This window comes from Maribellus sp. YY47 (assembly GCF_023111095.1).
In the GTDB taxonomy this organism is placed as follows: Bacteria; Bacteroidota; Bacteroidia; order Bacteroidales; family Prolixibacteraceae; genus Draconibacterium.
On sequence record NZ_JALGYW010000020.1, the window covers coordinates 69,170 to 93,992 of the forward strand.

13 protein-coding genes are annotated in these 24,823 nt (G+C 44.5%); 1 reads left to right on the top strand and 12 read right to left on the bottom strand.

Annotation, left to right across the window (positions count from 1 at the left end; all coding sequences use genetic code 11):
* Positions 1-88: 88 nt before the first annotated feature.
* The 11 genes from MR764_RS15815 to MR764_RS15865 all read right to left on the bottom strand — a co-directional run bounded on the left by MR764_RS15815 (position 89) and on the right by MR764_RS15865 (position 21,452).
* The gene (locus tag MR764_RS15815; RefSeq protein ID WP_247980415.1) at positions 89-1,855 is read right to left on the bottom strand and encodes a glycoside hydrolase domain-containing protein; all 1,767 of its coding nucleotides are present in this window, start codon (positions 1,853-1,855) and stop codon (positions 89-91) included.
* 301 nt (positions 1,856-2,156) lie between these two features.
* Entirely contained in the window at positions 2,157-5,213 is a 3,057-nt protein-coding gene (locus MR764_RS15820) for a glycoside hydrolase family 2 TIM barrel-domain containing protein (protein WP_247980416.1), read from the bottom strand.
* A gap of 46 nt (positions 5,214-5,259) precedes the next feature.
* Complete coding sequence (locus MR764_RS15825; protein WP_247980417.1) at positions 5,260-7,575, bottom strand: glycoside hydrolase family 20 protein; 2,316 nt, start codon at positions 7,573-7,575, stop codon at positions 5,260-5,262.
* Positions 7,576-7,679: 104 nt separating this feature from the next.
* On the bottom strand, positions 7,680-9,719 hold the full coding sequence (locus tag MR764_RS15830) for an alpha-L-fucosidase (protein ID WP_247980418.1): 2,040 nt from the start codon (positions 9,717-9,719) through the stop codon (positions 7,680-7,682).
* 81 nt (positions 9,720-9,800) lie between these two features.
* Positions 9,801-11,360 carry a sulfatase gene (locus tag MR764_RS15835; RefSeq protein ID WP_247980419.1) on the bottom strand — a complete coding sequence of 520 codons (1,560 nt, stop codon included), beginning with the start codon at positions 11,358-11,360 and terminating at the stop codon, positions 9,801-9,803.
* Positions 11,361-11,417: 57 nt separating this feature from the next.
* Positions 11,418-13,715, bottom strand: a complete 2,298-nt coding sequence (locus MR764_RS15840) for a family 20 glycosylhydrolase (RefSeq protein WP_247980420.1) — start codon at positions 13,713-13,715, stop codon at positions 11,418-11,420.
* Between the two features lie 434 nt (positions 13,716-14,149).
* The gene (locus tag MR764_RS15845; protein ID WP_247980421.1) at positions 14,150-16,093 is read right to left on the bottom strand and encodes a RagB/SusD family nutrient uptake outer membrane protein; all 1,944 of its coding nucleotides are present in this window, start codon (positions 16,091-16,093) and stop codon (positions 14,150-14,152) included.
* A gap of 58 nt (positions 16,094-16,151) precedes the next feature.
* Positions 16,152-16,394, bottom strand: coding sequence for a hypothetical protein (locus MR764_RS15850; RefSeq protein ID WP_247980422.1), 243 nt, complete (start codon positions 16,392-16,394; stop codon positions 16,152-16,154).
* 15 nt (positions 16,395-16,409) lie between these two features.
* Positions 16,410-19,589, bottom strand: a complete 3,180-nt coding sequence (locus MR764_RS15855) for a SusC/RagA family TonB-linked outer membrane protein (RefSeq protein WP_247980423.1) — start codon at positions 19,587-19,589, stop codon at positions 16,410-16,412.
* 230 nt (positions 19,590-19,819) lie between these two features.
* Positions 19,820-20,803 carry a FecR domain-containing protein gene (locus MR764_RS15860; RefSeq protein ID WP_247980424.1) on the bottom strand — a complete coding sequence of 328 codons (984 nt, stop codon included), beginning with the start codon at positions 20,801-20,803 and terminating at the stop codon, positions 19,820-19,822.
* Positions 20,804-20,870: 67 nt separating this feature from the next.
* Positions 20,871-21,452 (bottom strand): RNA polymerase sigma-70 factor, encoded by a 582-nt coding sequence (locus MR764_RS15865; protein WP_247980425.1) that lies wholly within the window; start codon positions 21,450-21,452, stop codon positions 20,871-20,873.
* Between the two features lie 511 nt (positions 21,453-21,963).
* Here MR764_RS15865 and MR764_RS15870 point away from each other — a divergent pair.
* Positions 21,964-22,671, top strand: coding sequence for a GntR family transcriptional regulator (locus MR764_RS15870; protein WP_247980426.1), 708 nt, complete (start codon positions 21,964-21,966; stop codon positions 22,669-22,671).
* A gap of 168 nt (positions 22,672-22,839) precedes the next feature.
* Here MR764_RS15870 and MR764_RS15875 read toward each other — a convergent pair whose 3' ends face one another.
* A complete protein-coding gene (locus MR764_RS15875; RefSeq protein WP_247980427.1) occupies positions 22,840-24,651 on the bottom strand; it encodes a sugar-binding domain-containing protein in 1,812 nt (603 codons plus the stop codon).
* Positions 24,652-24,823: the final 172 nt, after the last annotated feature.

The following is a 24,823-nucleotide window of genomic DNA, read 5'->3' on the forward strand; positions in this document are numbered from 1 at the left end:
TTAACGTGCTTATTCGATTAATCAATTTTTATTCTTCCGATAAGGATCGTCGATAAAACTATCTTTCAAACGTAAACAAATCGGCTATTTATTTTGACAAATCTTCCAACAATTGCTTGCCTTCTTTCATTAGTACATCAAAATCGTCGGGACGGTTTTTAGCCTTGCACCTTTCGAGCAGCTCGTCCAACCGGTTCAGTTTAGCATTTGCCTCATCCGAAGAATTGTCTGTCAGTTCTGCCTTTAACAGACGGATTTTTTCGGCATCCTGAATGCCTTCGCGCAGGCGTTCGAAACGGATTGAACTCCGTGCATCGGGATACACAATATAAGTATCGCCGGCGGGCCACGTTCTGAAACGCGAATCGGTCAATGGGTTTTTAACCCAGCTGTTGTAGGCCCAGCGTAAAAATCCGTCCAAATCGGCCGCCATGGTATGCCAACCAATATATACCGCTTCGGCAGGATTGGAAAAAGTAAAGACATTCGGGAAGGCATCACCGCAACACACATACCAGGTTGAAACGTAACCTTTTTCTTTCCGGTATTTCAAAACTTCCGGTTCTATTTCGGCATTTCGCGCCACGCAAAGATCAATCAAACGATCGGGGAACTGATTGTAACTTTGGTGATTATCCGCGAGTGCAACCCCCATTTCCGGAGCCACTTTTTCAATTAAACCAATCGTCGCTTTCATGGCCTCCGGTCCGCGCTCGTCCATCGCAATGCGTGTAATCGCCTTCCATCCTTTTTCGTCAAGATGTTTTACAAAGTCAGTAAGGAAAGGCGTCCAAAGGGCTTCATATTCTTTTGAGCCGGGATCGGCTTTAATTTTCACTTCTTCGCCGCTGGCCACATCAAAATAATAAAATTCATTTCCCCAGGGAACCATCGAGTAACAGTTAATCTGCTGATTAATTCCGACTTCCATCACAAATTCCACCCATTTATCAAACACCGAATAATCGTATGTCCAGCTTCCGTCAGCCTGCTTGTTCCATTCGATCATCGATCCGAAGGCATCTTCGGTTTGTCCTCCCCAGGGGCGATTGTTCAGCGTTGTTGTAATCACTTTTTGCCCGGCATCGGCCAGCAGTTTCATCAACGGACGCAATACCTCCCAATGTTCAGCCGACCACAGTTCAACATCGTGAACACGGGCAACGGTATAAGGATTCTGCCATAAATCGAGGTGAAATTTCCAATCCGCAGCATTGGGAAGAATGCAGTCGGCCACTTCAATTTGCAGCTTGTAGGCGCTGTGTTTCTTACCGTTCAGTTTCAGTTGAAGCGTTGATGTGTAAATTCCGGGTTTCGCGTCCATTGGAATATCAAACGAAAGCCAAACCGGGCGGGTTGAATTGGCCTCCATTTCGAAAGCAGAAAGCGTATCGAGCACATCAGCACTTAAGCGGGCGATAAAATCCTCGGGTTTGCGGTATCCGCATCCGGGGCCAAACTCATCGGTCAGCACGTAGCGCACAAAACGGGCCTGCGCAATACTTGCCTGCATCGAAGATCCGTCTTCGGATTTAAATTCCGAAAATTCGCAGCTTACTATTCCTGACGGCTCGCTGTTCCACAATACCAACTGAGCAGAAAGAATTTCGTTACGCCAGGCAAATCCCTCCCATGTGTTTTCCGGCTTCAAATCCGGAATCAGGCTTTTATTGTAACGCACATCGATCGAGCCGATGGAGGCATGCAATCCGGGCTTCACCGTGCTCCAATCGGTTAAAGTGTCGGCTGATGGATCGGGCGCTTCGCTGTAGGTTTCGGGCGGCTCGATTTTTGGAGGCGCAGAACACCCCAATAGGAAAACAAAAAGTAAGACAACTAGTAATACATTCTTCATTGTAGTTTATTTTTTGTGGTTATACCGGTTATAATTCGTTTCTATCTGCTTATTTGCATTGATCCATTTACGTCGAAAACGATGGTTGGTCATCGTCTAGAAAGTTCCTCTCAATCTCAGGAATCCAAAAGTAAGCTTTTTATTTATTGTTGAATAAGCGTTTTGTCATGATCTGAGAAGTTGTCTGCATCGAAGGGATTTCAAATCGACATCCAGCCACACAACTTACCCATTCACCAAAAGAAAACAGGAGCTAATCAATCTTAACTCCTGTTTTCAAATTCTTCATTTTCAAATTCAATTACTTCAGCGGCTGAAGCGTGAATTCAAATTCGTAGTCCTGGTTATTTACCTGGTATTGCGGTAAAACGCCGGGGCCACATGTTGCTGTTCCCACGCCGGTTTGCGCGGCATCCAAATGCACGGTCATCGTTCCGGTGCGGTACAGCTCGTTAATGTGACGGGCATCGTCAATCACCTGATCGGTATACGGGCGAACGCTAAACTGAAACAGCGCATCCGAGTCGAAAGCCACGCCTTTTCCGGCTTTGTTTGTCAGGTTCATCCAACGCGTGTCGGTGCGGTTTCCGGTAGCCTGCGGCACCACATAATAATGAAACATGCGCTCGGCTGTGGTTTCGTAAATGCCAATGCGCCCCGATGCCTTTCGGTCCGTCTGCGTTTCATGGTCGCCACGTCCGAGGTATTTTACCCGGTTAAATCCATCGTTCATTTCGAAAGTCAATCCAACGCGGGCAAAAGTTTGCACCAACGTATCCACCGGTTCCAGCGTAGTTTTTACACTCAATTTCCCGTTCTTGTCTAGGGCATAAACAAATGTGGCATCTCCCACTTTCTGATTTTGGCCGTTTTGCAACTCCACCACCGCAGTTGTGTTTTTGCTGTTTTTACTTACCGAAATTGCCTTTTGCTGCAACTGATTCAGGCCGGCAGCTTTCCACAAACGGGCACTATTCCGGTCGCGGTTATCATTTTCGGTAATCGGGCGGTACAGACTCAGCACCACCGGTGAAGCCAGCATTTCTTTACCGTCAACGGTGTAAGAAGTCAAGGCTCCGGTATTTTCATCTACCTGAATCGCAACTGTAGCAAGCGATTCTCCGCTTTGTTTTTTAGCCGGCTTTCCTTCGATTACAAACTGATCGTACGCCACCTCCGGAAGCACATCGCTCCAGATGGGTTGCGTATTTGGTGTCCAGCTTAAATCAAGATAAGCTTCGCTACTGTTTTTCGGAAGTGAAACTTTGCCCAAGGTAACGCTTACCTCTTCCTGCGGCGCGGCATCAACAATTCGCTTTCCGCTGGCAAGCACTTCGCCGTTGTCGGCGGTTACTTTCCAGTTTAAAGTGTAGTGATTCAGGTTGGTAAAATCGAACCAGTTTTTTACTGAAATCGTCAAGTCCTTCGAATCAACCAGCGAACTTTTTATGTTTTGATACACTTTCTTTACTTCGTATAAATGCGGGTGCGGTTCGCGGGCAGCATTTACCAAACCGTTGGCACAGAAACTGCCAAAGCTCGGCACATTTTCAGGGCCGTAATCGCCACCGTACGACCAGTACCACTTCCCGTTTTCATCCACTTCGCGGAAAGTCTGATCTACCCAGTCCCAAATGCAACCGCCCTGAGCCATCGGTTCGCTTTCAAACACATCCCAGTAGTCCTGCAAGCCGCCCACGCTGTTTCCCATGGCGTGCACATACTCGCACAAAATAAACGGACGGTAAATATCTTCTCTCGCAACGTAAGCTTTAATTTCGTCGATGCTGCGGTACATGCGGCAGTAAATGTCTGTGTTGTAGTTTTCTTCGGCACGTTCGTACTGCACCGGACGTGTTGAATCCGTTGCTTTCAGCCAATCGTAAGTGTGTTCGAAGTTGCTTCCGTTTCCGGCTTCGTTCCCCATCGACCAAATAACAATGGCCGGATGGTTTTTCGAACGCTCGTACATACGTTTTACGCGATCCATGTGCGGCAACAGCCATGCGGTGTCTTTCGCCAGCGAAGCCGGCCCGTAACCCATTCCGTGCGATTCGATGTTGGCTTCATCAATCATATACAAACCGTATTTGTTGCACAGCTCGTACCAGTACGGATGCGTTGGGTAGTGTGAGTTACGCACCGTGTTGATGTTGTTTTGTTTCATCAGCAACACGTCCTGCAACATCAGTTCTTTGCTCACGGTACGGCCTTTATCGGAATGTTCGTGGCGGTTTACTCCTTTCACCAAAATAGGTTTTCCGTTGATACAAAACTGACCATTTTTAATTTCAGAAGTACGGAAACCAATTTCGCGACCAGTTAAATGTTGTTTGCCACCGGCAGTTTCCAGGTTAAGCACCAGGTGGTACAGATAAGGATTTTCGGCGCTCCAGGCATTCACTTCCGGAATCACAAGATCGTTTAAGCGGTAATTTCCTGTTCCTTCAGAAAATTCGCCAGCCACTTCTCCTGCAAAAACTTCGTTGTTTTGCTGATCGAGCAATTGGTAGCTTAACACCGGTTTTTCTTCGGTATTCAGGCCTTCCACCTGTACCTCGAAACCAAACAGGCCATCCTTGTAATTTTCCTTTTCCAACAAAGCAGTAACGGTATAATCGGCAATGTGCGCTTTCGGCGTGCTGTATAAATACACATCGCGCTCGATACCACTCAGGCGCCAAAAATCCTGACACTCGAGGTACGAACCGGCACTCCAGCGATACACTTCCACGGCCAGCGTATTTTCACCTTCCTGCAAATAATCAGTGATGTCCCATTCGGCCGGTGTTTTCGAACCCTGGTTGTAGCCCAGTAATTCGCCGTTCACCCAAACATAGTAGAACGAAATCACGCCTTCGAGGCAAAGCACCACGCGGCGATCGTCCCAGTTTTCGGGTACGGTAAAGCTACGGCGGTACGATCCCACTTCGTTTTCGGCGTAAGGCACCAAAGGCGGATTCTTTTTGAAATTGAATAATTCATGGTCGAACTCGTAATTCTCGTTCACATAAATCGCTGTTCCGTAACCTTGTCGTTCCCAGTTTCCGGGCACCTGAATATCGGCCCAGCCACCGGTATAAAAATCGGGGTGGTAAAAATCTTTCGGACGATTATCGGGATTTTTTACCCAGTGAAATTTCCACACACCGTTTAAACTTTTATAATAGGGTGAGTTCTCGTAGTCGCCCGCCAGCACCGATTCTTTATCTTGAAAAGGCCACACATAACTGTGGGGTACCAGTTTATTCAGTCCAATGGCATACTGACTTTGCCATTCCGGCAATTCCTGTGCTGAAACGGAGAGCATTCCTGTTCCCAGCAAAAAAACAAATAGTAATAATTTAATTTTCTTCATTTCTTGTTCTTCAGCTTTAGTAATAAATTATGACAGATGAGCGGTTTTAGTTCACCATCAACTCATCAAAACACATCCACACAGCCTGTCCTTCGCGAAGGTGTCCTTTCGGGCAAGGGCCCGGATTTTGGGCTTCAATCCTCAAATAACGACCGGCAGCATTCAAGGTGCCAAAATCCAGATCTTTTATTTGCGTTCCCCGCTCAAAAATACTTTCCGGTTGTTCGGCAAGTTCGGCTATGGTTTTAAAGGTTTTATTATCGTCGGAAACCAGCAAACGAAGCACTGCCGGACGATGAACGCCCATTCCATAATTTGAGACGGTGCCAATTTGTACCGACGAGATGTTTTGTGTTGCTCCCAGGTCAACAACAAAAGCAGCATCCTTTCCGTACCATCCGGCCCATTCAAAATCGCTGTTGCGTTCGCTTCCGCGAATACCATTCGTAAGCACATAGCCACGTTCGTTTTTGCTGATAACGGCACTGCCTGTGGCGATATTTTTCAATACATCAAGCGTTAAGGTTTTGCCTTGCTGTTGTCCGGCGATAAAAGTTGCCGCTTTCACCACTGTGCCGGCATCCACCAACAAGGTATCGGGATACGTAGCCGAGCTTTTATTGGGTTCAGTTCCATCGTTGGTGTAACGAATTTCAACGTCGGGGCGAATACAACTCAGCGCCACTTTCAGTTTACCTGCAGCAGGTTGCACCAAGTGATCGAGGTTGTACATCGATTTGGCATAGGTAACCCCCTGCTCATCGAGCTGTGCCAGGTAATTATCGAGGGCAGGCAAAAAAGCCTCCCAGTTGTTTGATTTTTTTGGTGACCAGCCCCGTTCGGCAACAGCCGCCAATCGAGGGAACACCAGGTATTCCACATCTTCGGGCGTTTGGCAAAACTCGGTCCACAACGACCCCTGAATGCCCATCAATAAGGTATCCACGCCTTCTTCCCAATCGGCCTGAACAGGTTCGTAGTCATACACATCTTTCAGCGTGTTGTTGCCAAAATAGGTCAGTGGCTCAAACCACTGTGGCCCCTGGTAACGAATGAGGTATATTTTTTTTGCGGGAGTCATTACAAAACGGTGTCCTTTTCGGGCAGCAATCAAGGCTGCATCACCGTCGCCACGCCAGCCATAAATTATGGCATCTTCAGGAATTTCGCTGTTGGTGAGTTCGTCCCAGCCCATCACTTCTTTACCTTTGCTTTGCACATAACGACTCATCCGTTTCATAAAATAGCTTTGCAACTCTTCCTCGTTCGGAAGCCCTTCAGCTTTCATACGCGCCTGGCAATCGGGACAGTTTTCCCAATGTGTTTTATAAGCTTCGTCGCCGCCTAAATGAATGTATTTTGAAGGAAAAAGTTCAGCCACTTCGTCGATTACATCTTCCAGAAAATCGAATACTTCATCTTTTCCGGCACAGTAAATAATTGCTGCCTGTTTGGTGTTCAATCCGGGCAATACGGTAATGGGTTTCTCCACTACCGAACAAGCCAACTCCGGGTAGGCCGCCAGCGAAGAGTTGGTATGCGCCGGCATCTCAATTTCAGGAATAATTTCGACATGACGCTCTTGTGCAAAAGCCACCATTTCGCGAATATCATCCTGGGTATAAAAACCTCCTACGCTGGCTTTTTCGCCGGGTTGTGCAATTTCACGTGCCGGAAACGGTTCATCCCGTTCAACACGCCACGCTCCCACTTCCGTTAGCTTCGGATATTTTTTTATTTCGAGACGCCAGCCGTTGTCATCCACCAAATGCAGGTGAAGTTTATTCATTTTTAGCACCGACATATTTTCGATGATGCGCAACACGGTTTCCTTTGGAATGAAGTAGCGCGACACATCCAACATTAAGCCGCGGTAGCCAAAACGAGGCGCATCGTTGATTTCCACTGCCGGAACAGTCCAGTTTCCCTGAACTTTTTCGCTGCCTGCAATAGTAGACGGCAGCATTAATCGCAGCGATTGAAAGGCATAAAAGAAACCCGATTCGCTGTTGGCAGCAATACGAATTTGCCCGGGAGTTACCTGCAAACAATAAGCTTCTTCTTTCAACGTAGAATCGGTAGCCAATACCATATCGGCCTGCAAGCTGTTTTGCCCGATTTCGGGGGTGAATCCGGCAACCGTTTCAAAGCGCTTAAAAAACTGCGCGGCCACTTGCTGCTGCATTTCATTTTCAACGCTGCAACGCGTTTTAGCCGAAAATTCAAAATTGCCTGCATGCTTTTCCAGCGAAGCCGGAGCAGGAACAATGGCGATTTTCGGTGCTGAATTTTGGGTAGGGGAAGTGCATGCAGCGCTACCAATGAGCACTAGTATTCCCACAAAGAAACTTATTGTTTTCATCTAAAATTGATTAATTGTTTTCATGAAAAACGGCAATACGATTCACGGACAGACTAATTCTGTCCCCCCGAAAACCGTATTTGCCAATTTATATCTGCGTCCTTCTATTCGATAATTATGTCAAGTTCGGCAACTCCCAACACCTGCTGTTCATCTGCCACTGCTGTTGTGGCAAATTTCAGAAAACGTGTTTTTACCGGCTTACCAAAACGAATGGTTTGCGTAATGGGATTGTTGCGAATATTGGAAAAGTTACCGGCTGAAACTTCGTTCCATGTTTTGCCGTCGTTGCTGCTGTATATTTTATAATTCAGGGCAATTCCCTGAGACCATCGTGCCTGATCGGGCAGGTAAGTCAATCCGGCAAACGAAATTTCTTCGCCAAAATCAACGCGCACTTCTTTTTCGCCTTTTTTACTGATCCACGAAGTGTTGGATTTTCCATCAAACAAAGAAAGTTTCTCCGAATTGTCGTTCAGGATTGTCCATTGTTTTTTCGACAGCCCAAACGACTGCTCCCCTACTTCGCCATGGTTTTCGCCGCTGTACACAATGGCTTTTACGGTTACTTCGCCATCGCTTAAAAACGGCGCTGTATATTTTTTCGAATTTCGTGAAGGTGCAGAACCATCGGTGGTGTAAAACACTTCGCCAAATTTCTCGGGAGAATGAATACTTACCATTTCCTCCTGGTTTCGTTGAATTGTAGGTTCGGCCAAAAGAATGGGCACGTTGTACGCCGAAACTTTTGTAATCATTGCCGGTGCCAGTGCAGCATCAAAAGTTATGCGCACTTTTTGTGTGCTGATGGGCAGAAAACGTAAAATGCGTTTGTAGCCAATTGTTGTTTCGGCAGCCAGCGCGGTCCACTTTCCATCTTCCCAATACTCAACACGAAATGCTTTTACACGCTGTCCTTCGGGAATGTACTCCTGAATAAGCAGGCGGTTCATGGTAACCGTTTTTTTGAAATCAATTTGCAGGAAACTTTCCTGCTCACCGGCCTGCCAGTACGAATCGTAGTTGTTATCGAAAGCTTTTTTCAGATTTTTTTTGTTGTTGGAAGAAAACTGACACTTTGAGCTTACCAAATCTTCTTTAAAATCCTGATCTAATTGCTGTTTCCATTCGATCAGCCGTGCTGAGTCGATGGGGTGCACCAGCCCGCGTTTATCCGGACTCAGGTTGAGCAGCAATAAACTGTTTCGCCCCACACTTTCGTAATAAATATCCATCAGGCGGGGCAATGTTTTCACCTTGTGATCTTCGGCCGCATGGTAGTACCACCCCGGACGCACCGACACATCGGTTTCGGACGGCAGCCAGCGTGTGCCGTTTTCGTGGCCTTCGTTTAACTGAAGCGGAACCCGTTTGTCTTTGCTAAACTGGTCGCTTGGTAGCAAAGTACTCCAGTGCGTTTTGGCCGCGTGGCCCTCCTCGTTCCCCACCCAACGAATGTCGGGCAGGCCTCCGCCGTGCACAATACAGTTGGGTTGCAGCTCGCGCACAATGTCGATAAATCCCTGCCAGTCGTAATAATCTCCGGCTATGCTTCGGGTGTGCAATGAGTCGGTACTGTAGTAGCCGCGTCCGCCGTTGGCACCGTCGAACCAGATTTCGAAAACATCGCCGTAATTTGTCAGCAATTCTGTTAACTGATTTTTGAAAAACTGGTTGTATGCCGGTTTTCCGTATTCCGAATGGTTACAATCCCAGGGCGAAAGGTAGAGGCCCATTTTCAGGCCGTACTTTTTACACGCGTCCGAGAATTCGCGCACCACATCGCCGTGCCCGTTTTTCCAGGGTGAGTTTTTTACACTGTGCCCGGTGTAAGCCGAGGGCCACAGGCAGAAGCCATCGTGGTGTTTGGCTGTTAAAATCACCCCTTCCATTCCGGCATCTTTAAAGATTTTCACCCACTGTTCGCAATTCAAATCAGTAGGATTAAACAACTGTGGCGACTCGTTTCCGTAGCCCCACTCCATATCGGTGAAGGTATTTATACTAAAATGCACAAAGGCAATGGTTTCCAGTTTTTGCCATTGCATCTGAAGGTTACTGGGTTTGGGAAGTTCTTGTTGGGCATTTCCTGACATAAACGCCGTAAGTAACAGGACAAGCCCGAGTAATCGTATAAATTTCATTTTAATTATTTTACGGTTAAATCTGAAAGCAAAGCTGATGGCGCAAGTATTGCGCTCATCAGCTTTTTTTGTCCTATTTGCTTACTCCTGATTGATAATCGGATCCTGATACTGCTCCTGAAGCTGTATTAATTTAGCTTTTAGCTCATTGATCAGTTCCTGATATTCTGATTGTCCGTAAAGGTTGTTCATTTCACTCGGATCATTTTGCAGGTCGTATAGTTCCCAGGCATCAATGTCGTTGTAGAAATGAATGAGTTTATAGCGGTCGGTACGAATTCCATAATGACGTTTTACTGCGTGCTCGGCCGGATATTCATAAAAGTGATAATATAAGGCATCGCGCCAATCGGTAGCTTTTCCTTCGGCCAGGGCCACCAATGATTCGCCCTGAATATCTTCAGGAACTGGAACGCCTGCCAGTTCCAGAAAAGTTGAGGCATAATCGATATTTTGTACCAGCTGATCCACCTTTCCGTGTGCATTCCATGCCGCTGGGAAACGCATCAGCAACGGTGTGCGGAACGACTCTTCGTACATAAAACGTTTGTCGAACCAGCCGTGCTCTCCCATGTAAAAGCCCTGGTCGGAAGTATAAACCACCAGCGTATTTTCTGCCAGTCCGTTATCATCCAAATATTTCAACAGGCGGCCCACGTTATCATCCAAGGATTTAACGCAAGCCAGGTAGTCCTGCATGTAACGGTTGTATTTCCACTCGGCCAGCTCTTTTCCGCTTAGTTTCCGGGCTTTAAAATCTTCGATAATCGGGTTATAAACCGCATCCCAGGCGGCACGTTGTTCCTCATTCATTCGAGCATAAGCGCCTTCTTCGTAATAAGTACGGTACGGACTCTTAACATCGCCTTCTTTATCGAGCATCTTCAGGTCGTAAACAACATCCATATCTTTAATGATGCTCATTTCCTGCGAAGCTGCTGCAATTCGTCCTTCGTAATCGTCGTAAAAATTATCGGGTAGCGGGAACTGTTGATCTTTGAATTCGTTCAGGTATTTTGTTGGCGGCATCCACACGCGGTGTACGGCTTTGTGGTGTACCAGCATACAAAACGGTTTGTCTTTGTCGCGTTTATCGAGCCAGTCGGTGCTAAAATCGGTAATTACATCGGTTACATAACCATCGTAACGTTTTTGTCCGGTTGAATCGATAAAATCGGGATTGTAATAGCTTCCCTGTCCCGGAAGAATGTTCCAGTAGTCGAAACCTGTAGGATTACTTTTTAAGTGCCATTTCCCGATTAAAGCAGTTTGGTAACCGGCTTGCTGCAACAACTTGGGAAAAGTTTGCTGACTGCCATCGAAAGTATCGGCATTATCGCGCTGCCCGTTGGCGTGGCTGTGTTTTCCGGTTAGCATTACGGCGCGGCTTGGCGCACAAATGGAATTGGCCACAAAACTATTGGTGAACGTTACTCCCTCGTTGGCAATACGATCAAGGCCGGGAGTTTGAATAAAACGATCGTCGTAGGTACTTAAGGTTTGATACGAATGATCATCGGTCATAATAAAAATAATGTTTGGCCTCTCCGGTTTAGCTTCTTTCGGAGCTGAAGGAGTGCACGCAGTAGCGAAAACTGCCGCAACAAACATTAGTACTAGAAATCGAAAAACACTATTCATTTTGTAAATTTTAATTGGTTCTGTGGCAATCCATCAGCTTGCTCACGCTATATATTTTTACTTTACTATCACTTCATCGGAAAAAATCCATGCTGCTTTTCCTGCTCCCGGGTGCCCTTCGGGACAAAGCGAACTTTTTGCCACAATGCGCACTGCCCGAACTTGTTGTTCGGCGAAACTTGTGCTAAAATCGAACTGGGCCACTTCGGTGTTGCGATCTACCGGATTCTTAATCGTTCCAACAGGATGAAACTCTTTTCCATCGGCCGACACCTCAAAGCTTACCGCCCCGGGCAGAAAAATCCAGTCGCGATATTTTTGCAAACAGCCCAGCGCAATACTTTTTATACTTTTCATTTCTCCCAGGTCAATAGTGGCAACCAGATCCTCACCACTGAAGCCGTGCCAGAATTTTCCTACATTTTCGGTTCCGCGCACGCCATCGGTTAACGAATTGGGTCCGTCGGCCTGGTAATATTTACTAACCGGGTTGGTATAGTTTACCGCCTGCCCGATGGCCTGATGCATTACAAATTTTTGCTCAGCAGGCTGATACCCTTTTATTTGGTGATTCTCAGCAGTTGACGCTTTTAAGATTACACTCGATTCGATCTCAACCGGTCCGGTGTATTTTTTGCTTTCCAGGGTTGGCGTACTTCCGTCGAGGGTATAATACACTTCCGCATCCAGAATTTCGGTAGACAAATCAACCAGCAATTTTCCGTTGGTAGATTGCGGTGTAATATGAACCGAGTAGTTTCCGGGACAATAGTTCAGCCCTTTTTGCTCAAATCCTTTAAATTGATTTTTCAGGCGAATGCGGAAACTGGTCCAGTCTTTATTTCCGGCAGGCGTCCACAGTACTTCGGCCAAAGCGAGCATGCGCGGCAACACCATGTATTCGAGCTGTGCGGTAGTGGTAATGTATTCGGTCCACACATTGCCCTGCGCGCCAAGTACGTATTTTGCTTCGTCGCTATCCAACTCATGAGGAATGGGTTCGTAGTCGTACACCATTTTTAGGGTATTAAAACCACCAATTGCCAGCGGTTCGCCAGCCGGCCCGGCCTGATAATGATCGAAATAACAAGGCTTCCCGGGTGTCATCACCACATCGTGATGCATTTTTGCCGCTTCAATACCACCGGCTTCACCACGCCAGCTCATCACGGTGGCTTCAGGTGCCAGTCCGCCTTCCAAAATCTCATCCCAGCCAATCATCTTGCGGTTTTTGCTGACGATGAACTTTTCGACACGTTTTATAAAATAACTCTGCAGCTCGTTTTCGTCTTTTAAGTTTTCTTTTTTCATGCGTTCCTGACAACGTTCGCAATGTTTCCACGCATCTTTATTTACCTCGTCGCCACCAATGTGAATGTATTCCGAAGGAAAAAGGTCGATGACTTCGGTTAAAACATCTTCGATAAAGTGAAACACCGCATCGTTTCCGGCGCAGTAGTTCGATGCCATATTTGTATAGTTGCCGCCGGTTAACGGAAGTTGTGTTTTTTGGGTACAACTCAACTCCGGAAAAGCAGCAATAGCCGAAGCCACATGCCCGGGCATTTCAATTTCGGGGACAATGGTAATGTTTCGCTCGGCTGCATAAGCTATAATATCTTTGATTTGTTCCTGGGTATAAAAGCCACCATAACCTGGCGTTTCGCCTTGTTTGGCCTGCGGGCGGTCTGACCAGGGCAAATCTGTATGATCAACGCGCCAGGCGCCGATGTCGGTCAATTGCGGGTATTTTTTTATTTCGATGCGCCAGCCGGTGTCGTCGACCAAATGCCAGTGCAAGGTATTCAGCTTGTAAGCAGCCATCAGGTCGATGTATTGTTTTACCACTTCGGGCCCGATAAAATGGCGGCTTACATCGAGGTGCATTCCTCGCCATTTGAAACGCGGATAGTCGGTAATGGAAAGACAGGGGATTTCGAGCGCAGCATTGGTTCGGATGGCGGGCAGAAACTGCAACAGGGTTTGCAGGCCGTAAACGATTCCGTTTTTTGTGTTGGCGCTGAGGTTTATTTTTTCGGGAGTAACATCGAGTACATAGCCTTCGTTGCCGATAGTTGGAAGATCGGCGATACTCAAGGCAATAATTTTTTCTGATTTTTTGTTTGCGGGCAAGGTGCAGGCCGAAATTTCGGCTACCGCTTTTGTAAAAAAGCCGACGGCTTCTTTTAGCCCGGTGTGCTTACGATCGAATTCGACTGAGGTGTTTTGGTCGATAACAAAAAGTCCCGGTTTCATTTTCAGCTCTACAGGCTGCGGAATAATACTTTCCGTTTGTTTTGCCCAAAGAAACACCGGACAAAGCATTAAAATAAAAACGGCCTTTAGTTTTGACATTTTTGAATTTATCATGGTTTAAGTTTTCAAATTTATTAATCTCTACATTTATAGTTTTTTACATTTCATCACTATTTTTTAAATCCTGTCTATTTTCGATAAATTCCGGCCTCATCCCCCTGCATTTTCTCAGGTAAATCGTGAATTTCATCTTCCTCGCTCCAACTTTATCCCCATCTGAAACAGGGTAAAATTGAATTGACAATCGATTGAGCGCTGTTGAAATCTACTAAAATTACATCCCCTTCAGGCAACAGTTTTTACACTGTTTTCATAGAATTTAAGCTTATTGGGTACCGTCCAAAAATATTAATTAAAAAAAGAAAAGCTTACAAATGATCGCCACCAAACCGGATGATATTCACGATATGTTCTTGTTTACGAAAGAGGCTGCAAATGTTTTTGCAGCCTCTCTATTAACTATTCTCTGCAATCTATTCAATTGCTCCACTATTGGCTTGAAGTGGCCAGCCCGGATTTTGGTAAATCACTGAGCTTGTCAAATCAGTCGGAGTTGAAGCAGTAATAATAAAGTGCTGAATGGCAATCGGAGTCAGGTAATGTGCTTCCGTCCATCTGTAACCATTCAAAACAAGGTTCGAGTTATCTACATTTACGCCGTAAGGACGCATGTATTCGCTCGCAGCAGAACTTGAAATGTTTGCTGTTTTACCTGCAGTACCCGGCTCAACCAAACGCGATTCGCCTTCTTCTGCGTCGAAATACCAATTTTGCATTGGTCCCCAAATCTTAAATCCTTCCATAATGTGAGGATTTGATTCAAGCTGATCCAATGCTCTCCAACGTTTCAGGTCGAACATACGCAAACCTTCAGCCATTAACTCGCGTCTACGCTCCCTGCGGATGTTATACAATACCGGGTCGCTTAGTAACTCTCCGGCCGAATAAGCGGCGAAGTCGTTTTTAGCTTCTTCGCTCATAACAGTCGCGTTAACCGTAAGATTGTAATTAGACTCCACGCCTGCACGTTCGCGAATCGCTTTCCAGTATTGATCGGCTTTAGAGTTGATTGCTCCTTCTTTCAGGTATGAAGCTTCAATGTAGTTCAGGTAAGCTTCAGCAGCTCTGAAAATAATACTTCCAATTGAACCGGCACTTCCTTCTGATTCCTTGGCAAGGTAAGAGAATCCTTTTTTAAGGGCATAACCGGTTACGTAACGCGTTTCGGTAATACCAAGAATATCAGGATAGCCTTCCAGAATAGGTGTTCCATCGGCATTTGTTTTGTCTGTATACCGAAGCTCACCCGGAACTTTCATGAAAAGCTGTAAACGGTTGTCGCGTCCGATTTTAACAATCTGAAGAGAATCGTCGCCGGCATAACCCGATGCTCCATCGTATATTGGCAAACCATTTGCCATTACAAAGTTATCTACGAATTCTCTTGAGTATCCTGTATTTGCCCCATTCTGGTTAAGATAATGGTTTACATTGTGATTGATGCCCAAGCTGGGATCGTACGCACGCCACATTAACACTTCGTCGAAACCTTCCATATTTGAACTTGAAAACATCTGGGCGTAAGGATTACTTGAAGAGTTATAGCCGTCATCTTTTGTATTGTTCTCCAGTGAAATTGCATCAGCAACTTCTTCGGCTGCAGCCATAGCTTCGGTCAAAAAGAAATTGATTTCAACATCGATATTGAATCCTGAAACGGTAGAAGGATCACCCGGCCATCCCGGGCCGCCGGGAACCAGAGCCGTACCTTTATGATATTTCAACCAGGTAGCTTCGTGTAATGCTACACGCGATTTTAATAAATAGGCAGCATATTTTGATATCCGGTTTTTACCATTCGGAGGAGTTGTTTTTAATAACTCAATTGCAGTATCAAGATCATCTAAGATGAAATGGGCAACCTCGTTACGCGGCTTTCTTACTGATGCCTCAATCAACTCTTCCATATTATCATTTAAGGTATTGGTAATAATTGGAAAATCGCCTAAAGACTGAACTTTATTAAAATATTCATAAGCTCTCAGGAAATAAACTTCACCAATATAGTGAGCAACATTTTCGGTGCTGCCGCTAATTCCTCCGGCTTCCCGACGAGGAAGTACCGTCTCCAGGAAATAGTTGCATTGTCTGATTTTAGTAAAATCCCATTCCCCTCCAGATTGTGGTACACGCCATTCTCCTGGAACCCAAATATTGGAATAACTGCTGGTTACCTGGTTATCGGTATGATTATCTGTTGCAAAAGTACCTGAATTCCAGCCACCGTGGCTTGGAAAATTGTATTGATTAATGGTGTAAGCAGCAAGATCTGCTTCGCTCCACAGATAATCGTTTGGTGTTACATCTGATAAAGGCGCTCTGTCAAGGTAATCATTGCAGGAAGTAAAAAACAGCATTCCAATGCAATGTTTATTAATTTTATTGTGATACGTTTTGTATTCATGCTACTCTAATTTAAAAAGTTACACTTAAACCACAGGATACAACTTTTGCCAATGGATATGTTTTTCCATCATTCCAACCGCTCAATCCCACTGTTTCAGGATCGAATGTATCAATCAAGTTAGTAAACGTAAGCAGGTTGTCACCCGATACATAAATCCTTGCTTTTGAAATACCAATTCTACCTGTCAGTTCTTTAGGCAGAGTATATCCTACCTGGATGTTTTTCAAACGCATATAAGCAGCACTTTGCAAATAGCGTGTTTGTGTCTATTGGTTTTTAGTTGTATTAAAATATGGTTTTGGAAAATAAGCATCCAAATTAACATCTGCATGTCCTGCCTGTACCATTACAGAATTTTCATCGCGGAAGTAATCCATATGTGTTGTAAAACCTGCCGACTGCCACATGTTTTGGGCACCCCAGAAATAAGGGCCGTTAGGCATATAATCTCTTTTTCCTACTCCCTGTAACAATACTCTGAAATCGAATCCTTTCCAATCGCCAGTTAAATCAAGGCTATAACGATAGCGTGGTGTTGAGTTACCAATAATTTTGCGGTCGCCGGTGTCGCCAAGGATACCTGAACCACCGTCAATTTTATGATCGTCATTCAAATCGGCAAACATGATATCGCCTGCACCCCATTGACTAGCAAAATTACTCTGGCTTACATTAGCCAGGTGTGCATCCATTTCAGCCTGCGTTTGGGCAAGACCTTTAGTAACATAGCCCCAGATTTCGCCCATCTTTTGACCTTCGTACCAGGTACCAATGTTTCCGGTTGGGTTTGGATAACTGGTAATTTCCTGCTGGTCATCAGAAAGTACTGCTCTCACTCCGTAATTGAATTTACCAATTCGGTCTTTCCAGTTTAGTTCCAGCTCGAAACCATACGATTCCATGTCGGCATTGTTAATTTTAGGAACGTTTGTTCCCAATATTTCCGGAAGTTCGGGAGCCGGACCTACCATATCGAAAGTTTTGCGGCGGAAATATTCACCGCTAAATGTGAAACGGTTATTAAACATCGACGCATCCAGACCAATGTTCCACGACGATACTTTTTCCCAGGTTAACATTGAACTAACCAAAGCAGGCGCACTTGCTGTATTCGGTTTTTGTCCACCTAACAGCCAGCTTCCGTTACCTATTCCAACAGGCATAGTTGAGTAAAACGGATACCAGCTTGAAGTGTTCTGGTTACCCAACACCCCGTAAGAACCTCTAAGCTTGAAATTCTGGAAAATATGGTCAAGCGCCCAGAAGTTTTCCCTGGCCATGTTCCACCCCAATGAGAATGAAGGAAATACGTTCCAACGTTTATCTCCGATAAAACGCGATGTACCATCGTAGCGGCCGTTAACTTCAATCAAATAACGTTCTTTGTAATTGTAGTTGATACGTCCGAAGAAACCAGCTGTTGCCCAATGCTGATATTGACCTTCTTCTGCTCTACTGTTATCGGTTGCAGTACTGATAGTTGGCAACGATGCAGTAATCAAGCCACTGCGCGATGCCCCCAAGGTGCGGTATTTCATTAACTCAGAGTTAAAACCAGCCATAACTTTAAAGTTATGCACATCATTCAGGCTAAATTCGTAATCCGAATAAATGTTAGAAGAAAAGAAATTGTCGGCACGGTCGTATTCATATACAGAACTGTATCCGGCAGAGTTCCAAACAACGCCAACAGCATATGGATTTTCCTCAACATCGTAAGCATATGCAGGAAGCACTTCCTGATGCTTGGTATAATATTTAATCCGATAGTTTCCTTCGGCATAAATGTTCCATCCTTTTAAGGGAGAAATAATTAATTGTCCCTGCTGGTACACCCAATCCGAGCGGTCGGTTGTACGTCCGCCCTGAGTAAGCTGAACGATCTCACCACTGGCGTCGCCGTAATGTCCATTCGGGTCAGTTACAGGAACCGTTGGCCAACGGCGTGCAATATTGTGGAAAAATAAATCGCCTTGTTGTGTTGCCTTTTCGTAATCCTCACGAATCAACTTCGAGCTATAATTAAATTTAACTTTTTCGGATAGTGTTGCATTGAATTTCGCAGTTACGGCATAACGGCTGAACTGGTCATCAGAGTAGCGCGATAAACCTTCCTGATCGAGGAAGTTACCCGACACATAATAACGAATTTTTTCGTTCCCGCCGTTAATGCTTAACGAATGTTCCTGCGCAAAGGCAGCATCGCGGTAGTGCTCGTCGAACCAGTCGGTATTTGCATTCGAACCGGTGTAGTATTGCCACCTATCACCATTGTTATTGGGCACAGTTCCATAATCGATTTCTCCGGCCTGGTATTGCAGAATCCTTTCAATTACTTCGTCGGAGAATTTTGCACTCTCCCCACCGTTTGCCGCAGCTTCGTTCCAGAAAAGGGCGAATGTATACGAATCCAGCATGGTTGGCAGGCCAAGCGGCATCGTAAAACGGAAGTTATTGTTATAATTAACAGAGGTTCTTCCTACTTTACCGGTTTTTGTGGTAATAAGAACAACCCCGAACGGAGCACGTGAACCGTAAATTGAGGCTGCCGCGGCATCTTTCAGAACAGAAATACTTTCGATATCCTGCGGGTTGAGCGCATTCATGTCACCTTCCATTCCTTCAATTAATACCAGTGGTGAAGCATTAGATCCTGTACCAATAGTACCGGCACCACGGATGTTAAACGAAAGGTTCTGGTTCAACTCACCTCCAAGTCCGGAAGTAGAAAAGTTCAAACCGGGGATAATACCCTGTAGTGCCTGTCCTACATTTTGCACCGGACGTGACTCAAGAACCTCTGCAGAAACTGCAGAAACAGCACCGGTAAGGTTTACTTTTTTCTGAGAACCGTAACCAATTGCTACGACTTCTTCCAGACCAATCGCATCCGATTCGAGCACCACATTAATTGATGTCTGCTCTCCTACCAGAATTACCTGGGTTTTCATTCCCACAAACGAAAACTGTAATTCGGTTTCGTTTTTCACATCGTTTATGGTATAAATTCCGTCGATATTCGTAACGGTACCCTGCGTAGATCCTTTGATCGCCACTGTAACTCCGGGTAATGGCTCTCCGGTGGCATCAGTAATCTTACCTGTAACCGTTTTTTTCTGCTGGACAGATTTGATAACTTTGGTTGAATTACTTGGAGAGAGCACTATTTGCCTTCCCATTACTTCGTACTGGATGCCCGCTTCATCTTTAATGGCATCTAGTATTTCAGTAATTTTTTTGTTTTTGAAATCAGCCGAAATTTCGCGTTCCACATTTATTTCGCCCGTATAAAAAAAGCGAAATTCACTTTGATCTTCAATTTTGATCAAAAGCTCCTCCAAACTGATTTTTTCTGCTTTCAGGGATAACTTGGTCGTTTGTGAATAGGTCTCAGAGGCAAATACCCCAAGAAACGATATTAACACAAAAAAGACTGTCAACTTCATAATTTTTAGCAATTTCAACGTACACGGACTTAGCCCATGGATAGTTCGTTTTTTTTCCATAATTTTGAAATGGTTTGAATAAATAACTGTGATTATTTTCAACTACTTAGAGAAGCGAGAAGTGCGAGTTCTTGCTTCTTTTTTTTGTGGTAGTTACACAAAAGACAATGTTCTATTTCATAAGCAATTAATGTTTTGTTTTAATTTGTCCTGTTTTGATTATTTATTTTCTATTGTTCAATCGATTTAATGGTAAATATCCGGGTTTTGTTGTCGAAACTGTACGAAACAGGAGCCGCCTTACTGATCAGTTCCATCACTTCGCTAATGCTCTCCATTTCGATGGTTCCCGTGTACCACAATTCATTGAGTTTTGGATCGGCAAAATCTATTTTCACATTGTACCACCGCTCCAGGCGTTTTATAAAATCGGGGAAGGGTTCGCGGTTAAACAGTAACTTGCCGTCTTTCCACGACGTAAAATACTTTGTTTCAACCGGTTTTATTTCGAACCCAAGTCCTGTTTTTTCAATTTGCTCCCCAGGTTTCAGTGTCACTTCGCGGGTTGAATTTTTAACCGAAAAGGCGACCACTCCTTCAACAAGTGTTGTTTCAAAGTTGTCGTCGTCGGTATAAGCCTTAACGTTAAATGAAGTTCCCTTTACTTTTACCTCTCCGTATTCGGTATTTACAATAAAAGGCTTCGAACTTTTCACTACCTCAAAAAAAGCTTCTCCGACCAGGTTTACCGTTCGTATCTTACCAAACTGAACCGGATATGAAAATGATGAACCGGCATTTAACCAAACTACTGAACCATCGGGTAATGTATAATTGGTTTTTGCGCCATAGGGTGTGTATATCGTCTGTAATTGTTCGGCCAGGCCTTTGTCTGACTGATGAAAAAAGAAAATGTTACTCAGCAACAAGGCCGCCACAAGAACGGCAGCCACACGAAGCCCCCACGTATAAGCCTTAAGTTTACGCAGCGAGGCCTGATGCTTTTCGCGCACAATAATTTCCTGAATTTTTGAAAGAAGATTGGGATTTGAACGCAGCTCGACCTCGGGTTTCTGCATTTCTTCGTCCCAAAGCGCTTTCATCGCCTGGCTGACAAGCCTATCATTCTTCCTTTCCGAAAGAAATTCGGTAGCCTTTGAAAATTCATCCGGCTTTAAAATTGAATAGTAATATTTCTTAAGTAAGCTTGTCATAGTTTAGTGTATGATACTTTATATACACAGGAATGGACGGTACCCCCAGTGAAAATTTGATATTTTTTTAAAAAAACAGATAAAAACAGAGGACAGAAGCGATCCCCAGGTCGGCCAAGCGATGCTTTAAATACCTCACCGACTGAGTGATATGATACTCTACAGTCTTTGGTTTTATGTCCAGTTTTTCGGCAATTTCTTTGTGCGACAATCCGTCGGAACGGCTTAAAAGGAAGATTTCCCTTTGTCTTTCCGGAAGTTCGTCAACAATAATATCGATCTTTTCTTTCAATTCCTCATATTCCACTTCTTCCTGAAAAACGTATTCGCCGGCCAGCGAACGGTTTTTAACTTCTTCCCTGGCATTCTGATCGTTTAACTGCCTCCGAAGCTCATTCAGCAAAAGGTTGCGGGTAATGGTATAGATAAAGGCGTTAAAGGTTTCCGGAGTTTTTATCTTCTTCCTGTTTTGCCATATTTTCACAAACACTTCCTGAAGTACATCATCGATATTGTCCTCAATTTTGAGAATCGATTTTGAGAAATTGTAAAGTCTGGGGTAATAGTGGTTGAACAAAATCTCCAACGGAGCTTCGTGGTCGTTTGCTAAATCTGATAATATTTTATGTAATCCCTTGATTTCAGACATCCATCCAGGCTTTTATTTCCCGTAGGTTTTATCGTTTTTATTTTAAACAACGTAGGTCAAATTTCAAACAGTCTTATAAATCACCAAATATTTTTTAGTGACTTTGTCATCCTGTAAAATAAAAAAACTGCCCCCTTAACTAACAACCTTACTACTCATGCTAAGTAACGGCGAACTATTTTTTTGTACCACAGCCAACTATAAATGTATCAGCTAATTCTGGTAATCTTTATTGTTCCGGATTAAACGCATTTACCGAATCATTCTTTGTACTTCTATCTTCATTTAAGCCTTTACTACCCCAATTGACCAAGCCAGGCAGAACCAGCACTAAGAACTTTTGATTTATTTGTGCATTAAAACTCCTTATCGCCTTGTATACTATCTTTTAGTTTGTTAGCTACTAGTCAATTTATGTAGTACATAAGGCGCAAAAATAAAAAGAAATGCTATTTTATTCGAAAGGATTTATCAAATTTGCAGCTCAAAACATATTTAACAAAATTTATTCATGACAGCTCATCAGCTGATAACCCATATATCGACCGTTGATACCAGCAGTCTGGTAGATAAAGTAGAAATGCAATTGCTGGAGATTTTTTTAAACCGGGGCCTGAAAACCGGTGACAAAATTCCCAAAGAACTTGAGCTGGCCACCGCAATGGGCGTTAGCCGAACGGTAATTCGCGAATCGTTGACCCGCTTGAAAACAATGGGGCTTGTCGATTCGGCCAAACACAAAGGAACATTTCTCACCAGTCCGAATCTCACTCAGATATTGCAAAAATCGTTGATCCCAAAAATCCTGGACGATATGACATTGAAAAACATTTTCGAGATTCGGCTGATTCTTGAAATTGGTATGGCTGATTCCATTTTCAATCATATCACCGACGAAGACATAAAAGAGCTGGAGGAGATTACCGATTCAGAGCCTGAACTATCAAACGATGTATTGTTTGACATTCAACATGAAATCAGATTTCATGGAAAGCTTTATGAAATCACCCAAAATTCAACATTGATGAATTTCCAGGCAATGCTTTTGCCGGCGTTTAATTACGCCTACGACAGTGGATTGATTAACAAACCGCTAAAAGAGCAAAAATATACGTCGCACAAGTTTTTGGTGGATATCCTTAAAACAGGTTGTCCGAAGAAATTCAGAGACGGAATGAGAAAACATCTCGACAATCATTTTTGCCGTTTGATGAATTAAATCCAAATGATCCAGGATTAAGAAAAGCTCTTCTCTAACCAATTTATGACCATTCATTTAGACTTACATACTTTCAATTTTTTTGTATAAAAAATGGGTATGCACAAACGCCAAACGACGTAATGCATACCCATTCTACTTCCCTAAAAAAGGGCAATTATATTCTCGTTATTTTTCCAGCGATTTGCAAACTTCCTGGTTCACCTTATGAATCCTTTGCTCATCCAGTTTGATCACCTTACGGTCGTAAGTCATGATGCCGTTTACCTCAATTTCCACATCGGTGGTTTGCGTGTAAACCGCTGCCGAATAACCATTGGTTATCAACTCCTTCAATCGTTCAGCCATTTTTACGTAAGCATCGGTGGCTTCCTGCGAATTTTTGTACTGCACATAACCCCAGTTGCGGCCTTTTTCCCAGAGGTGATCTTCAAGCGGCAGGCCAATTCCACCGTATTCACCAAGCACATTCACCTTTTTCGAGTTGAAAATCATCATGGCAGGCTCGGGGTAATGGTGCATATCCAGAATGTCTCCAACGTTGTAATGGTTTCCGCCACTGGCCGAATTTACCAAACGCGAAGGATCGTAGTCTTTAGTCCACTCCACAATTTCTTCGGTTTTAAACTGCCCCCAGGCTTCGTTAAACGGCACCCACACCACAACACTCGGGTTGGAATAGGTCAGGTCCATAATTTCTTTCCATTCCTGACGGAAATTTGCTTCCGATTTTGCACTGCGCTCCATCTCTTTTCCGTCGAAATAGTTGTAACGCTGCCATTGCGGACTGTTATCTCCACTTGGCATATCCTGCCAAACCAGCATTCCTTCGCGATCGCAGTGGTAATACCAGCGTGCCGGCTCTACTTTTACGTGTTTACGAATCATGTTAAAACCAAAATCTTTGGTTTTTTTGATATCGAACAACAAGGCTTCGTCGGTTGGCGCGGTATATAAACCATCGGGCCACCATCCCTGGTCGAGCGGACCAAACTGAAAACAATCTTTGTTGTTAAGCTGCATGCGCATGATGCCGTTCTTATCAACCGAAGTTGAAATTTTACGCATTCCCACATAACTTTTTACCGCATCGGCTACTTTCCCGTTTTGCACAATGCTCACTTCCATATCGTACAGGAAAGGCGAATCGGGCGACCACAATTTTGCATCGGGCACAGCCACCAGCACTTCCTGTCCGGCTACGGCTTTTCCGGTACCTACCACTTTGCCGTTGTCGAGCACTTTTACTTCGATTAAATCGGTTGTTGCTGTTCCTTCGGTAGTTGCCAATACCGAAACGTTGCCGCCATCGATATTCGGAACAGTGCGCAGGTGCTTGATGTAAGACTTCGCAACCGGCTCAATCCATACGGTTTGCCAGATACCTGTAACCGGAGTGTACCAGATTCCATGCGGATCGTTCACTTGTTTTCCGCGCGGCTGGTAACCCGAGTTTGATGGATCCCAAACCCTGACAACCAATGTTTGTTCGCCCTTGGTAAGGAAAGAAGAAATATCGAAACTAAACGGCGTATATCCGCCCTGGTGTGAACCAACTTTTACGTCGTTCACCCACACATCGGCTTTCCAATCTACCGCACCAAAATTCAACACCACATTTTTATTTTTCCAGTCGGCAGGCACGGTAAAAGTGCGTTTGTACCACAGTTCGTTTTTATCGCCCACACGTTTCTGAACACCCGAAAGGCTCGACTCTACCGGATAAGGCACCAATATTTGTCCGTCATAATCAGCCGGAATATTACTCCCTTGCGGAACAATTGAGTACTCCCACAAACCATTGAGGTTTAACCACTGACCGCGTTCCATTTGCGGCCGCGGATATTCGGGCAACACATTGGCCGGATCTACTTTTTCGGCCCACGGACTTTTAATCAGGTCGCCGGCGGGTTTCCAGGCTTGGGCTACGGCCATTAAAATACAAAGGCTAAACAAAGCCGTAAGAAAAGATTTTCTCATTTTAAGGTAATTTTTAGTTGAATTAAGTATTATAAATTATTCTCTTTCATAAGCGGGCACTTAAAACCCGCTGATTATTAATTGTTTATTTTTTAGTTCTTTGACATTTTTGTAATCGTATTTCGTAAGTACTTCTTTTATAGGAGTTTTGTCGAGTAGAGATATGCTAAGG

Excerpts from the sequence above, each read along its gene's own strand:
- MR764_RS15870 (WP_247980426.1), top strand. The coding sequence starts at position 21,964 with ATGACAGCTCATCAGCTGATAACCCATATATCGACCGTTGATACCAGC.
- MR764_RS15840 (WP_247980420.1), bottom strand. The coding sequence starts at position 13,715 with ATGTCAAAACTAAAGGCCGTTTTTATTTTAATGCTTTGTCCGGTGTTT.
- MR764_RS15845 (WP_247980421.1), bottom strand. The coding sequence starts at position 16,093 with ATGCTGTTTTTTACTTCCTGCAATGATTACCTTGACAGAGCGCCTTTA.
- MR764_RS15835 (WP_247980419.1), bottom strand. The coding sequence starts at position 11,360 with ATGAATAGTGTTTTTCGATTTCTAGTACTAATGTTTGTTGCGGCAGTT.
- MR764_RS15855 (WP_247980423.1), bottom strand. The coding sequence starts at position 19,589 with ATGAAGTTGACAGTCTTTTTTGTGTTAATATCGTTTCTTGGGGTATTT.
- MR764_RS15860 (WP_247980424.1), bottom strand. The coding sequence starts at position 20,803 with ATGACAAGCTTACTTAAGAAATATTACTATTCAATTTTAAAGCCGGAT.
- MR764_RS15820 (WP_247980416.1), bottom strand. The coding sequence starts at position 5,213 with ATGAAGAAAATTAAATTATTACTATTTGTTTTTTTGCTGGGAACAGGA.
- MR764_RS15830 (WP_247980418.1), bottom strand. The coding sequence starts at position 9,719 with ATGAAATTTATACGATTACTCGGGCTTGTCCTGTTACTTACGGCGTTT.
- MR764_RS15875 (WP_247980427.1), bottom strand. The coding sequence starts at position 24,651 with ATGAGAAAATCTTTTCTTACGGCTTTGTTTAGCCTTTGTATTTTAATG.
- MR764_RS15825 (WP_247980417.1), bottom strand. The coding sequence starts at position 7,575 with ATGAAAACAATAAGTTTCTTTGTGGGAATACTAGTGCTCATTGGTAGC.
- MR764_RS15865 (WP_247980425.1), bottom strand. The coding sequence starts at position 21,452 with ATGTCTGAAATCAAGGGATTACATAAAATATTATCAGATTTAGCAAAC.
- MR764_RS15815 (WP_247980415.1), bottom strand. The coding sequence starts at position 1,855 with ATGAAGAATGTATTACTAGTTGTCTTACTTTTTGTTTTCCTATTGGGG.